General features: G+C 65.5%; 12 protein-coding genes. 5 read left to right on the forward strand and 7 right to left on the reverse strand.

The window, feature by feature from the left end; genetic code table 11:
• Window positions 1-8 precede the first annotated feature (8 nt).
• Window positions 9-1,388: a signal recognition particle protein gene (gene ffh / locus ABE546_RS15225; protein WP_265309386.1), complete on the reverse strand. Its 1,380-nt coding sequence runs from the start codon at window positions 1,386-1,388 to the stop codon at window positions 9-11.
• 130 nt (window positions 1,389-1,518) lie between these two features.
• On the opposite strand from ffh, the gene ccsA reads away from it, so the two are divergent.
• Window positions 1,519-2,313, forward strand: coding sequence for a cytochrome c biogenesis protein CcsA (ccsA, locus tag ABE546_RS15230; RefSeq protein ID WP_121043472.1), 795 nt, complete (start codon window positions 1,519-1,521; stop codon window positions 2,311-2,313).
• A gap of 219 nt (window positions 2,314-2,532) precedes the next feature.
• Here the strand turns inward: ccsA and radA are convergent, their stop codons facing one another.
• Window positions 2,533-3,912, reverse strand: a complete 1,380-nt coding sequence (gene radA / locus ABE546_RS15235; RefSeq protein WP_121043463.1) for a DNA repair protein RadA — start codon at window positions 3,910-3,912, stop codon at window positions 2,533-2,535.
• A 148-nt stretch (window positions 3,913-4,060) separates the two neighbouring features.
• Here radA and ABE546_RS15240 point away from each other — a divergent pair, with 148 nt between their 5' ends.
• Entirely contained in the window at window positions 4,061-6,124 is a 2,064-nt protein-coding gene (locus tag ABE546_RS15240) for a bifunctional diguanylate cyclase/phosphodiesterase (RefSeq protein ID WP_346464334.1), read from the forward strand.
• A gap of 84 nt (window positions 6,125-6,208) precedes the next feature.
• Here ABE546_RS15240 and cyoD read toward each other — a convergent pair whose 3' ends face one another.
• The 5 genes from cyoD to ABE546_RS15265 form a co-directional block, all read right to left on the reverse strand.
• Entirely contained in the window at window positions 6,209-6,559 is a 351-nt protein-coding gene (cyoD, locus tag ABE546_RS15245) for a cytochrome o ubiquinol oxidase subunit IV (RefSeq protein WP_121043457.1), read from the reverse strand.
• Window positions 6,559-7,200, reverse strand: coding sequence for a cytochrome o ubiquinol oxidase subunit III (cyoC, locus tag ABE546_RS15250; RefSeq protein WP_183073819.1), 642 nt, complete (start codon window positions 7,198-7,200; stop codon window positions 6,559-6,561). The genes cyoD and cyoC overlap by 1 nt, the downstream gene beginning before the upstream one ends.
• Window positions 7,197-9,194, reverse strand: coding sequence for a cytochrome o ubiquinol oxidase subunit I (gene cyoB, locus ABE546_RS15255; RefSeq protein WP_313211122.1), 1,998 nt, complete (start codon window positions 9,192-9,194; stop codon window positions 7,197-7,199). Before cyoB ends, cyoC begins: the two co-directional genes overlap by 4 nt.
• Window positions 9,195-9,202: 8 nt before the next feature.
• Window positions 9,203-10,267, reverse strand: coding sequence for a ubiquinol oxidase subunit II (gene cyoA / locus ABE546_RS15260; RefSeq protein ID WP_313211101.1), 1,065 nt, complete (start codon window positions 10,265-10,267; stop codon window positions 9,203-9,205).
• 302 nt (window positions 10,268-10,569) lie between these two features.
• Window positions 10,570-11,574: a 2-hydroxyacid dehydrogenase gene (locus ABE546_RS15265; RefSeq protein WP_346464336.1), complete on the reverse strand. Its 1,005-nt coding sequence runs from the start codon at window positions 11,572-11,574 to the stop codon at window positions 10,570-10,572.
• 70 nt (window positions 11,575-11,644) lie between these two features.
• Between ABE546_RS15265 and ABE546_RS15270 the strand changes: the two genes are divergently transcribed.
• Genes ABE546_RS15270 through ABE546_RS15280 form a run of 3 tightly spaced genes read left to right on the forward strand, consistent with a single transcriptional unit; the run spans window position 11,645 to window position 14,162 of the window.
• Window positions 11,645-11,989, forward strand: coding sequence for a hypothetical protein (locus ABE546_RS15270; protein WP_346464337.1), 345 nt, complete (start codon window positions 11,645-11,647; stop codon window positions 11,987-11,989).
• A gap of 35 nt (window positions 11,990-12,024) precedes the next feature.
• The gene (locus tag ABE546_RS15275; RefSeq protein ID WP_313211098.1) at window positions 12,025-12,831 is read left to right on the forward strand and encodes an alpha/beta hydrolase; all 807 of its coding nucleotides are present in this window, start codon (window positions 12,025-12,027) and stop codon (window positions 12,829-12,831) included.
• Window positions 12,828-14,162: a sensor domain-containing diguanylate cyclase gene (locus ABE546_RS15280; protein ID WP_346464339.1), complete on the forward strand. Its 1,335-nt coding sequence runs from the start codon at window positions 12,828-12,830 to the stop codon at window positions 14,160-14,162. The genes ABE546_RS15275 and ABE546_RS15280 overlap by 4 nt, the downstream gene beginning before the upstream one ends.
• Window positions 14,163-14,254: the final 92 nt, after the last annotated feature.

Raw genomic sequence — 14,254 nt, forward strand, 5'->3', positions numbered from 1 at the left:
CGCAGGACTCAGCGGAACGGCATGCCGCCGCGGCCGCCCATGGCACCCATCATCCCCTTCATGCTGCGCATCATGCCCTTCATGCCGCCACCGGCCATCTTGCTCATCATCTTTTCCATCTGCTGGAACTGCTTCATGAGCTTGTTGACGTCGGCCGGGGTCAGGCCGGACCCGCGCGCGATACGGGCACGGCGCGAGCCGTTGAGCAGGCCCGGGTTGCGGCGCTCCTTCTTGGTCATCGAGTTGATGATCGCGATCATGCGCGGCACGTCCTTGCCCTGGCTGACCTGCTGCTTGAGGTGATCAGGGATCTGGCCCAGGCCCGGCAGCTTGTCCATCAGGCCGCCGATGCCGCCCATGTTCTGCATCTGCTCCAGCTGGTCGCGCATGTCGTTCAGATCGAACTTCTTGCCCTTGGCGACCTTCTCGGCCAGCTTCTGGGCCTTGTCCTTGTCGACCTGCTGCTCAACCTGCTCCACCAGCGACAGCACGTCGCCCATGTCCAGGATGCGGCTGGCGATACGGTCCGGGTGGAACACATCCAGACCGTCCGGCTTTTCGCTCACACCGACGAACTTGATCGGCTTGCCGGTGATGTAGCGCACGCTCAGCGCGGCACCGCCGCGGGCGTCACCGTCGGTCTTGGTCAGCACCACGCCGGTCAGCGGCAGCGCATCGCCGAAGGCCTTGGCGGTATTGGCGGCATCCTGGCCGGTCATGGCATCGACCACGAACAGCGTTTCGGCCGGGTTGACCGCGGCGTGCAGCGCCTTGATCTCGGCCATCATCGCTTCGTCGATGGCCAGGCGACCGGCGGTATCGACGATCAGCACATCCACGAACGACTTGCGGGCGTCATCGATGGCGGCGCGGACGATGGCTTCCGGCTTCTGGTCGGCGGTGGACGGGAAGAACAGCACACCGACCTGGTCAGCCAGGGTCTTGAGCTGCTCGATCGCGGCCGGACGGTAGACGTCGGCCGAGACCACCATCACCTTCTTCTTGCGCTTTTCCTTGAGGTGCTTGGCCAGCTTGCCCACCGTGGTGGTCTTGCCCGCACCCTGCAGGCCGGCCATCAGGATGATCGCCGGCGCCGGCACGTTGAGGTTCAGGTCCGAGGCGGCCGAGCCCATGACCGCGGTCAGCTCGTCGCGCACGACCTTGATCAGCGCCTGACCCGGGGTCAGCGACTTGAGCACTTCCTGGCCGACCGCACGCACCTTGATGCGTTCGACCAGCGCCTGCACCACGGGCAGCGCGACGTCGGCTTCAAGCAGCGCGATGCGGACTTCGCGGGTGGCCTCGCGGATGTTTTCCTCGGTCAGGCGACCGCGGCCGCGCAGCCGCTCGATGGTGCCGGAGAGGCGCTGGGTCAGGGACTCGAACATGGAAGCGACCTGTTCAGAACAAAAGACAATGAGACCGCCAGTATAACGGTTCCGCCCCGGCTCCCGGACCGGCCCTGACGGCGGCGCTGCGGGCATCGCCAGCACCCCGGGGGTATGCGAAACTGACACGATGACAATCGTTCTCATCGCGACCCTGCTGTACCTGACCGCCACCGGCCTGCTGGTGCGTGCGGTCGTCCGCGATGACGCGGTGACCTCCCCGGCCTGGCTGTGGCCGGCGCTGCCGGCGATGCTGCTGCACGGCGGCTATCACGTGCTGGTGGCGATGCGTACCAGCGGCGGGCCGGACATGCACTTCTTCGCCGCCCTGTCGCTGGTCGGGCTGGGCATGGCGTGGCTGACCTCGCTGGTCGCTGCGCGCGGGCGCATGGCGGCACTTGGCGTCCTGGTGTTCCCGATGGCCGCCGTGGTGCTGTGGATCTATCACGCCTACGGCCACGAGCCGAGCAAGCCGCTGGGCTGGCAATTGGCCACGCACGCGTGGATGGCGCTGCTCGCCTACGCCACCCTGAGCGTGGCCGCGTTGCTGGCGATCATGCTGTGGCTGCAGGAACGCGCCCTGCGCCGCCGTGATTTCCGCCCGTGGCTGCGCGCCCTGCCCCCGCTGGCCGACCTGGAAGCCCTGCTGTTCCGGGTGATCGCGGTCGGCTTTGCGCTGCTCACGCTGACCCTGGTCACCGGCGTGCTGTTCGTCGATGACCTGCTGGCGCAGAAGCTGGTGCACAAGACCGTGCTCAGCATCCTGTCCTGGATCGTGTTTGGCACGCTGCTGATCGGGCGCCGCCGTTACGGCTGGCGCGGCGCGAAGGCGGTGCATTGGACCCTGACCGCGATGGCGTTGCTGCTGCTGGCGTTCTTCGGCAGCCAGTTCGTGATCGAGCTGGTGTTCGGGCGCACGCGATAGAAGCGTGCCGACCAACGGTCGGCACCTACCCGTGCACCGCATGCCGATCGGTGGTCGGCACCTACCCGTGCACCGCATGCCGATCGTTGGTCGGCACCCACCGGTGCACCGCGTACCGATCGTTGGTCGGCACCCACCGGTGCACCGCGTACCGATCGCTGGTCGGCACGCGGCCCCGAACATCGCAGGTAGATGCCGACCGTTGGTCGGCATGCCGCGTTACAGCGCGTCGATCGCCTCGGACAACCGCTCCACCGCGATCACTTCCATGCCCTTCACGCTGCCGGTCTTCGGCGCGTTCGCCTTGGGCACAATCGCGCGCTTGAAGCCATGCGTCGCTGCTTCGCGCAGGCGGTCTTCACCGTTGGGCACGGGGCGGATCTCGCCGGACAGGCCCACCTCGCCGAAGGCGATCGTCTTCTCGGCCAGCGGCCGGTCCTGCAGCGAGGACAGCACCGCCAGCAGCACCGGCAGATCGGCGGCGGTCTCCTGCACGCGGATGCCACCCACTACGTTGACGAACACGTCCTGGTCGCCCACCAGCACGCCGCCATGACGGTGCAGCACCGCCAGCAGCATCGCCAGGCGGTTCTGCTCCAGACCCACCGCCACCCGGCGCGGGTTGGACAGCGGTGAGGCATCCACCAGTGCCTGTACTTCCACCAGCAGCGGGCGCGTGCCCTCGCGGGTCACCATCACGCAGCTGCCCGGCTGCTGGGTGCTGCCGCCGGAGAGGAAGATCGCCGAGGGGTTGGAGACCTCTTTGAGGCCCTTCTCGCCCATCGCGAACACGCCCAGCTCGTTGACCGCGCCGAAGCGGTTCTTGAACGCCCGCAGCAGGCGGAATCGGCTGCCGCTCTCGCCTTCGAAGTACAGCACCGCGTCGACCATGTGTTCGAGCACGCGCGGGCCGGCGATGCCGCCCTCCTTGGTCACGTGACCGACCAGGAACACGGCGGTGCCGGTTTCCTTGGCAAAGCGCACCAGGCGTGCGGCGCTCTCACGCACCTGGCTGACCGAGCCGGGCGCGGCGGTCAGCGATTCGGTCCACAGCGTCTGCACCGAATCGGCCACGATCAGCCGCGGCTTGGCCACGCTGGCATGCTGCAGGATCGCCTCGACCTGGGTTTCGGCCAGCGCGTTGACGTTGTCCAGCGGCAGATCCAGGCGGACCGCACGGCCAGCGACCTGCGAGAGCGATTCCTCACCGGTGATGTACAGCACCGGCAAGCTGGCAGCCATCTTCGCCACCGCCTGCAGCAGCAGGGTGGATTTGCCGATGCCCGGATCGCCACCGACCAGCACCACCGCGCCTTCGACCAGGCCACCGCCGAGCACGCGGTCGAACTCGCCGATGCCGGTGCTCACCCGCAGGTGTTCGGTCTGCTGTACGTCCTTGAGCGCCATGATCTTCGGCGCATCGACCTTGCCGGCCCAGCCGGAACGTCGCGAGGCCGGCGAGGACTTGGTGGGCGTCGCGCTTTCCAGCGTGATTTCGCTGAGCGTGTTCCAGACCCCGCACTCGGTGCACTGGCCCTGCCACTTGCTGTATTCGGCGCCGCATTCACTGCAGACGTAAGCGGTGAGTCGCTTGGCCATGTCCACTTCCGCTTCAGAATCGATGGGGCAGGATAGCCGAGCCGCGTCGCAGCAACCGAGACGCCGAGCGCCCCCGCTCAAGATTCCGGCCCCGATGCCGATACTCCGGCGGGCCACTGCCCTCCTTCAACCTTTTCCAGGCTTCTCCATGACCGGCACCTACAGCCAGAGTCTTGTCGTGTTCTCGCTGCTGGTCGCCATCCTCGCCTCGTACACCGCGCTGGACATGGCCGGTCGCCTGGCCAGTACCCGCGGCCGGGTCGCCCGCTGGTGGCTCGCCGGTGGCGCCGGTGCGATGGGCCTGGGCATCTGGTCGATGCACTTCATCGGCATGCTCGCCTTCCACCTGCCGATCCCGGTCGGCTATGACCTGGCCATTACCCTGTACTCGCTGGCCGTGTCGGTGGGCGCCTCGGCGTATGCGCTGTGGCTGGTCTCGCGTGCAGAGCTGCCGTGGTCGCGACTGTGCGCAGGCGCGGTGCTGATGGGGCTGGGCATCGCCGCCATGCACTACCTGGGCATGGCCGCGCTGGAGATGCAGCCGGGCATCGACTACGACCCGTTGTGGTTTGCCGCCTCGATCCTGATCGCGATCGGTGCGGCCGGTGCGGCGCTGTGGATCGCCTTCCGGCTGCGCCTGGAGCAGCGCCGGCCGTTCCTGCTGCGCGGGCTGGCCTCGCTGGTGATGGGCCTGGCCATCGTCGGCATGCACTACACCGGGATGGCCGCCGCCCACTTCCCCGAGGGCGCGCTGTGCGGCGCGGCGTACGGCCAGGGCATCGATACCAAATGGCTGGCCGTGCTGGTGATCGTGACGACACTGGCCACGCTGGGGATCGCGTTGATCGCCTCGGTGTTCGATCGCCAGATGCGTACCCGCACCGGCCTGCTCGCCGATTCGCTGGCGCAGGCCAACGAGAAGCTGATGCAGGCCGCCCTGCACGACCCGCTGACCCAGCTGCCCAACCGCATGCTGCTGCAGGACCGGATCGAGCAGGCCATCGAGAAGGCACAACGCCGGCAGTTCAGCTTCGCGGTCATGTTCTGCGACCTCGATGGTTTCAAGGCGATCAACGATGCCTACGGCCACCAGCTCGGCGACAAACTCCTGATCCAGGTCAGCGAGCGGATCACCGCGCTGCTGCGTGCGCAGGACACGTTCGCGCGGCTGGGCGGGGACGAGTTCGTCATCGTGTTCCAGGTGGAAGATCCGGAAGACGCGGCGGTGGTCGCCGAACGGATCATCGCCAGCGTGGCCGAACCGTTCGAGATCGATGCGCTGGAACTGCAGGTCAGCGCCAGCCTGGGCATCGCGCTGTACCCGGCCGATGCCACCACCGAGCGCGACCTGATGGCCCACGCCGATGCGGCGATGTACCACACCAAGGATTCGGGCCGGAACGGCTATACCTTCTTTACCCAGTCACTCAACGTCAGCGCCAACCGCCAGCTGAAACTGCTGCAGGAGCTGCGCAAGGCGGTCAGCCGCAGCGAGCTGGTGCTGCACTATCAGCCCAAGTTCCAGGCCAACGGCAACGCGCTGATCGGGGCCGAGGCGCTGGTGCGCTGGCAGCACCCGGAACTGGGCCTGCTGTCGCCGGATGCGTTCATCCCGATCGCGGAGCGCAGTGGGCTGATCCTGTCCATCGGCGACTGGGTGCTCGACCGGGCCTGCGCGCAGCTGCGCCACTGGCACGATGCCGGGCATCCGGACTGGACGATGGCGGTGAACCTCTCGCCCCTGCAGTTCGGCTCGAGCACGCTGCTGGAGACCGTGCGCCGCACGCTGGAGAAACACGGGCTGGACCCGAAGCGGCTGACGCTGGAGGTGACCGAAACTACTGCGATGCGCGATGTGGAAGCGAGCCTGCTGATCCTGCATGGGCTGACCGCGATGGGCGTGAACATCTCCATCGATGACTTCGGCACCGGCTACTCCAGCCTGCTCTACCTCAAGCGCATGCCGGCCACCGAGCTGAAGATCGATCGGGCCTTCGTGCACGATCTGGAAGACAACGCCGAGGATGCGGCGATCGTCTCCTCGATCATCGCACTGGGCCGCTCGCTGCAGCTGCAGATCGTCGCCGAGGGCGTGGAGACCGCGGGCCAACGCCAGTACCTGAGCGACATGGGGTGCGATCAGCTGCAGGGGTACCACCTCGGGCGGCCGGTGGATGCCGTGGAGTTCATGCGACTGGCGAAGGCGGCGTAACGCGCGGCACCACCGCCATCACATCACCCAACAAAAAGGCCGCCCGAGGGCGGCCTTTCTGCGTGTGGCAACGTCGCGAAGACGTCAGTGCATCATGTGCACGTTCATGTTGTGCATGACCCACAGCGAACCGGCGACGATGATGCCGATCACCACGACGGTGAAGGCCGCCGCGCTGACGTTCCAGCGCTGTTCCGAGGAGCGGTCCAGGTGCAGGAAGAACACCAGGTGCACCAGGATCTGCAGCACCGCGGCAACGACGATGATGACGCCGGTGGTGAAGCGCGGCAGGTCGCCATGCATGACCGCCCAGAACGGGATGATGGTCAGCACGGCGGCCAGGACGAAGCCGATCAGGTAGGACTTGACGCTGCCATGGCTTTCGCCGGCAGCGCTGTGGCCATGATCGTGTGCGTGATTGTCATGTGCGGCCATTACAGCGCTCCATTCAGATAGACGACGGAGAACACGCCGATCCAGATCAGATCCAGGAAGTGCCAGAACAGGCTCAGGCACGCCATGCGGGTCTTGTTGGTCTGGGTCAGGCCGTTCTGCTTGATCTGGATGAACATGATCAGCAGCCACAGCAGACCCGCGCTCACGTGCAGACCGTGGGTACCGACCAGCGCGAAGAACGCCGACAGGAACGCACTATGGTCCGGACCGTAGCCCTGATGGATCAGGTGGTTGAACTCCCACACTTCCATGCACATGAAGCCGAAGCCCAGCAGCCAGGTCAGGGCCAGCCATGCGTACATCTGGCCCACCTTCTGCTTGTGCATGGCGATCATGCCCAGGCCGAAGGTCAGCGAGGAGACCAGCAGCAGCGTGGTTTCCCAGGCGACGAAGGACAGTTCGAACAGGTCCTTCGGGCCGGGGCCGCCGTCGGTGCCGCCAGACAGCACGATGTAGGTCGCAAACAGCGTGGCGAAGATGAGGCAATCGCTCATCAGGTACACCCAGAAACCGAAGACGGTATTGCCGCCGGTGTCGTGGTGCTCGTGGTCGTCATGGCCGTGGGCCGCCGCGTGCGCGGCGTGCCCAGGGTTCATGGTGTTGGGGATAGTGGTGCTCATGCCTTCAGCTCCGATTTCACCAGGCCCTGCGCCACGAGGTGGCGACGGTGCTCATTTTCGATCCGCTCCACTTCCGCGGCCGGCACGTAGTAATCCACGTCCTTGTCGAAGGTGCGCCAGATGAAGGTGCCGATCATGCCGACCAGACCCACGATGGCCAGCCACCAGATGTGCCAGATCATCGCAAAGCCGAACACCAGGCTGAAGGCGCCGATCACCACACCGGTGCCGGTGTTGCGCGGCATGTGGATGTCGGTGTACTTGGCCGGGCGTTCCCACGCCTCACCGCGCTGCTTGCGCTCCCAGAACTCGTCCAGTTCGTTGACGCGCGGCAGCGAACCGAAGTTGTAGAACGACGGCGGCGAAGAGGTTTCCCACTCCAGCGTACGGGCGTCCCACGGATCGCCGGTCAGGTCGGCGGTCTTCTTGCGGTCACGGATCGACACGGCGATCTGGATGATCTGGCACAGGATGCCGGCACCGATGATGAAGGCACCACACATGGCGATGATCAGCAGCGGCTGATATTCCATGTTCGGGTAGCTCTGCATGCGGCGGGTCATGCCCATGAAGCCCAGGATGTACAGCGGCATGAAGGCCACATAGAAGCCGATGAACCAGCACCAGAACGCGCGCTTGCCCCAGGTTTCATTGAGGCGGAAGCCGAACATCTTCGGCCACCAGTAGGTGATGCCGGCGAACATGCCGAACACCACGCCGCCGATGATGACGTTGTGGAAGTGGGCAATCAGGAACAGGCTGTTGTGCAGCACGAAATCGATGGCCGGGATCGCCAGCATCACGCCGGTCATGCCGCCGATGGTGAAGGTGACCATGAAGCCGATCGTCCACAGCACCGGGGTCGTGAACTGCACGCGACCGCGGAACATGGTGAACAGCCAGTTGAAGATTTTCACGCCGGTCGGGATCGAGATGATCATCGTCGTGATGCCGAAGAAGGCATTGACGTTGGCACCCGAGCCCATGGTGAAGAAGTGGTGCAGCCAGACCAGGAACGACAGCACGCCGATGCAGGCGGTGGCGTAGACCATGCCCTTGTAGCCGAACAGCGCCTTGCGCGAGAACGTGGCGATGACCTCGGAGAACACGCCGAAGGCCGGCAGGACCAGGATATAGACTTCCGGGTGACCCCAGATCCAGATCAGGTTTATGTACAGCATGGCGTTGCCGCCACCGTCATTGGTGAAGAAATGCGTGCCCAGGTAACGATCCAGGGTCAGCAGCACCAGGGTGATGGTCAGCACCGGGAAGGCGGCGATGATCAGCACGTTGGTGACCAGCGCGGTCCAGGTGAAGATCGGCATCTGCATCAGCTTCATGCCGGGGGTGCGCATCTTCAAGATGGTGATGAAGAAGTTGATGCCGCTCAGCGTCGTACCCAGGCCGGCGACCTGCAGGCCCCAGATGTAGTAATCGACACCTACCCCTGGACTGTATTCCTTGCCTGACAACGGCGGGAAGGCCAGCCAGCCGGTCTGCGCGAACTCACCAACACCCAGCGAGATCATCACCAGGCCCGCGCCCGCCACGAACAGCCAGAAGCTGAGCGAGTTGACGAACGGGAAGGCCACGTCGCGTGCGCCGATCTGCAGCGGCACGACAACGTTCATCAGGCCGGTGATCAGCGGCATCGCCACGAAGAAGATCATGATCACGCCGTGGGCGGTGAAGATCTGGTCGTAGTGATGCGGAGGCAGGATGCCCTCGTTGCCGCCAGCGGCCATGGCCTGCTGGACACGCATCATGATCGCGTCGGCGAAGCCGCGCAGCAGCATGACGAAGGCGACGATGAGGTACATCACGCCGATCTTCTTGTGGTCGACCGAGGTGAACCACTCTTTCCAGAGATAGCCCCACAGCTTGAACTTGGTGATCAGGGCCAACACCAGCAGGCCGCCGATACCAGCACCGATCAACGTGGTGATGATGATCGGGTCATGCGGGATGTCGGCAAAGGTCAATTTACCCAACAGATTCATGGTCATTCTCCCGAGCCGCCGTGACCGGTGTGACCGGCTGCGGCGTGCTCGTCTGCAGTGTGTTCGGCGTGTGCAGCAGCATCGCCTTCAGCCATCGCGTGGCCGTCGTGCGATTCACCGGCGGCCGGCATGGTGTGGCCTTCGTGGCTTTCGCCCTCGGCGCCGTCATGCTTCATGGCCTTGTGGTCGTGCTTCATGCCGTAGTGCTGGTTGTCGCCCATGTGCTTGGCGATGACCCAGTCGAACAGGCCGGCCTCGGTGGTACCGAAGTAGGTCACCGGGTGCCAGTCATGGTTCTTTTCGGCCGTCAGCGCAGCAAAGGCGGTCTTGTCCAGGGTCGCGCTTTCGGCACGCACCTTGGTCAGCCACTGCTGGTACTCCGCCTCGGTCACCGAGTGCGCGGAGAAATGCATCTTGCTGAAGCCCGCGCCGCTGTAATGCGAGGACATGCCCGGGAACTCACCGGTCTCGTTGGCGATCAGGTGGAGTTTGGTCTCCATGGCCGTCATCGAGTAGATCATGCTGCCCAGGTGCGGAATGAAGAACGCATTCATCACCGTATCGGACGTGATCTTGAAGTTCAGCGGGGTATCCACCGGGAAGGTGATCTCGTTGACGGTGGCGATGTTCTCTTCGGGATAGATGAAGAGCCACTTCCAGTCCAGCGAGATGGCTTCGATCACCACCGGCTTCTTGTCCGAGTCCAGCGGACGATACGGATCCAGCGCGTGCGAGGAACGCCAGGTCAGCACGGCCAGCACCAGCACGATCATGCACGGGATCGACCAGACCACCACTTCGATGGCCGTGGAATGCGACCACTTCGGCTCATAGCGGGCCTTGGTGTTGGTCGCACGGTACTTCCACGCGAAGGTGAGGGTCATGATGATGACCGGCACGACAACCAGCAGCATCAGCACGGTCGCCGTGATGAGCAGGGTCTTCTCGTCGTGGCCGATCTGGCCCTTGGGGTTGAGGATGGCCGAGTTGCAGCCCGTCAGGAACACGGACAACGCAAACAGCAGGCCCGGACGCAGGAAGCGTCCAAGGGGTTTCAACGGAATCATCGGTCGATCCAATTGCGTAGGGAATGCCAGTTCAAGCCCGCCTCCGTCCCAGCCAAAGCCGGTGGTGCCGGTCCAAGGGGACAGGCACGAAGGACGATCATGTCAGCCTTCCAATTTTAGGCCGTCACGCATCATTTAAGAAAGGCATTGACAATGATCCAGCGCAGGAAAGGCCTGTTTTGGGCTGCGACACGTTGTCGCAGTGCCGGGCAATGACCCGATTCGGCAACATTTCGGCCCTTGTATAGACATGAACGGGTCAGCTCCGGGGCTGCAACTGCCGGCCTCGCCGGCGGCGGCGCTCAGGGGGGCAGTACCTGATTGGCGCAGCTTGCGCCACTGACGAAGTCCGCCAGGTTGCGCAGCGTGATCGCCGAGATCTCCTGCAGCGCCTCCACCGTGAAGAAGCCCTGGTGCCCGGTCACCAGCACATTGGGGAAGGTCATCAGGCGCTGGAACGCGTCATCGTCGATGATTTCGCCGGACCGGTCCTGGAAGAACAGCCCGCTCTCCTGCTCGTACACATCGATGGCCAGATGCCCCAGGCGCCGTGACTTCAGCGCGCGGATCACCGCATGGGTATCCACCAGCCCACCGCGCGAGGTATTGACCAGCATCGCCCCGGGCTTCATCCCGGCAAGTGACGCATCGTCGATCAGGTGATGGGTGTCCGGCGTCAGCGGGCAGTGCAGCGAGACGACATCCGCGCGGGCGAGCAGCTCGTCCAGCGCGACCGACGTGCCGATCGCAGCGAACGCCGCCGACGGATACGGATCGTGGCCCAGCACGGTGCAGCCCATGCCCTTGAAGATGCGGGCCGTGGCCAGGCCGATCTGCCCGGTGCCGACGATGCCCACTGTTTTGCCATGCAATGTACGGCCCAGCAGGCCATCAAGCATGAAGTTGCCCTCGCGCACCCGGTTGTAGGCGCGGTGGGTCCGGCGGTTGAGCGTCATCACCAGCGCCAGCGCGTGTTCGGCCACGGCCTCCGGCGAATACGCGGGCACACGGGCCACGAACAGGCCCAGCTGCTCCGCCGCTGCGAGGTCGACATTATTGAAGCCGGCGCAGCGCAGCAGGACCGCGCGCACGCCCATTGCCTGCAGCGCCTGCAGTACCGGGGCATCCAGCCGGTCATTCACGAACACGCAGACCGCCTCGCAATCCTGCGCCAGCGCCGCGGTATGCAGATCCAGCGCGGCATCGAAGTACAGAAACTCGAACGGCTGCCCTGCCCCGCGGCGCTGGCTGGCCTCATCGAGAAACTGCTGGTCGTACGGGCGGGCGCTGAATACTGCGATCTTCATGAGGGTGATCCCCGGGAGTTCGAGCATGACCATACCGCAGTACACTCCGGCCAACTGCCTGGAGCCTGCCGTGTCCCTGACTGCCCGCCTTCTCCGCTGGACCGCCATGCCGGTGGGCCGACGCGCCCTGTTCGCAATCACTGCCGCGATCGTGACCCTGATGGCCTGCAATCCATTGCTTGCACCACTGCTGCCGGTGGTGGATGCGCTGGGGCTGGATGTGCTGATCCTGCTGATCGGTGCCCAGGCGATGACCTTGTTGCCGTGGGTGCGGCTGCATGCCAGCCGTATCGCCCGCGCCGCGGCCCGTTTACTGCTGGATACGCTCGCAGGGGCCATCGCAGGTTTCATCGGCGGTTATCTGCGGCAACTGGTATTCAGCACGGGGGCGCGTTGGACCCACGCGCGCCCGTGACCTAGTATTCGGCCCTTGCAAGACGCCATGGGTGGATGTGCGTGAAGAGTTTCGAGCGGTTCAACGGGCGCCGAAGCGGTGCGGGTAAAGCGGTCGCGATCCTGTCACACGGCTTTGGTACCGATCAGACCGCATGGAACGCCCTGCGCCCCTGGTTTGAAGCACGCTTTGATGTGATCTCCTTCGATCTTGCCGGCTGCGGTCCGCAAGGTGCGCAGACCTACGATTTCGAACGGCACGGTTCGCTGTTCGGCTATGCCGACGATCTGATCGACATTCTGGACGAGCTGGACGTGCATGACTGCACCTACATCGGCCACTCGATGAGCGGCATGATCGGCGCGGCCGCCGCCGTTGCACGCCCAGAGCTGTTCGAGCGCCTGGTCATCATCGGTGCGTCGCCGCGTTATCTCGACGACGACGGCTACACCGGCGGCTTCCAGCCGCAGGACCTGGAGCAGCTGTTCGAGAGCATGCGCGCCAACTACCAGGCCTGGATCGCCGGCTTCGCCCCGATGGTCGTCGGCGTGGAGGACAGCGCGGTTGTCGCCGATTTCTCCAATACGCTGTTCCAGATGCGCCCGGATATCGCCCTCAATACGTCGCGCACGATCTTCACCTCCGATCTGCGCAGCCTGGCTGCGCGGGTTTCCACGCCGGTCCACCTCATCCAGACCGCGCACGACGTGGCGGTACCGGTCGCCGTCGGCCACTGGCTGGCCAACGCGATCGATGGCGCCACCCTGGATGTGATCGATGCCTCGGGTCATCTTCCGCACATGACCGCGCCGGATGACGTCATGCGCATCCTTGAACAGCGACTGGCGGGCACCGCGTTGTGACGACGTCCGACAGTGACGCGCTGGCGGCCCTGTGCCAGTTCGCCCGCCTCGCCTCCCACGCTGACCTGGTGATGGCGGTGGAGGTGGACGTCGGCGGCAGGGCGACCTGGGCGGTGTCAGCCCCGGCACTGCCCTCGCCGAGCTTCAACCTGGCGCGCAGCGGCATCCTCGAGGCGCGCTGGACCGGCGAGGCCATGGACGCAGCGGACTTCCGGCTGCCGACGGCGATCATCCATGCCCTGGAAGGCCGCCCCGCCCGCCTGCTGTACGTTCCGGCCCCCTCCCACGGCGCGCCGCTGAGTGGCCTGCTGCTGCTTTGGCGAAGCCCCCCTGCCCCGGCAGCCTTGACGGCACAGGTGCCACTGCTGGCCACGAGCGTGGCCCGGCTGCTGTCCGCACGGCGCGAAGCCGCACGCGGCACGATCGTCCGCAATCAGTTCCTGGATCTGTTTGAAAGCGTGCCGGCGGGCATCGTGCTGATCGACGGCGATGGCGTCGGGGCGGCTGTCAACGAGCACGCCGCGGAGCTGCTGGGCTGCACGGCAGGCAATCACCGCGCGGCGGATCTGGCCGGCCCGATGCGCGCCCTGCGTCAACGCTGCGACAACCACGCCGAGCTGGAAGTGGCCTACAGCGCCCAGATGAACAACGACCAGTTCGCCGCCAAGCAGAACTGGACCCTGGGCGAGCGCACCTTCGAAGTGGACACCCATCCGGTGCGCGGCAACGGCGCACACGGGCGCATCTGGCTGTTCACCGATGTCACCGCCGATCTGCTGATGGCCGCCGAGCTGCGCCGCCTCGCCTCCTCCGATCCCTTGACCGGCGCCCCCAACCGCCGTCATTTCGAAGAATGCTCGGTCCAGATCATCGCCGCCCGCGAAGCCAACGGCCGCGCTGTCGCGGTGCTGATGGTGGACGTGGATCACTTCAAGAAGATCAACGATACCTACGGCCATCCGGTCGGCGATGAAGTCCTCAAGGTGGTCGCCAAGCGCTGCCGCGACGCCCTGCGGGAGCGCGATCTGTTCGCCCGCTTCGGCGGCGAAGAGTTCATCGCCCTGCTGGCGGCGTCCGCCGTCGATGAGATTCCCGCCGCCGCCGAACGGTTGCGCAGTGCGGTGGCGGCTGAACCCATCCTCGTGGGCGGCGAGCGCATCACTGTCTCTGTCAGCGTCGGGGGCGCGATCGGCGAGGCGCTGCCGGGCGGCGACCAGCGGCTGTTGGAGGCGCTGATCGCCCGGGCGGATGAGGCGCTGTACGACGCCAAGACCAGCGGGCGCAACCGGGTCCGGATGGCGGTCCTGCAGCCTGACCTGATCGACCTCTGAGCCAACCGGGCGCCTGGGGCCCCCTCCCCCCCCTGGGCGCGCCTGAACCCATCAGCCACGTCCCTCGGGCCCCATTGGGGATCTGTGCACGG

The organism is Stenotrophomonas sp. TWI377 (assembly GCF_039674525.1).
Classification (GTDB): Bacteria; Pseudomonadota; Gammaproteobacteria; order Xanthomonadales; family Xanthomonadaceae; genus Stenotrophomonas.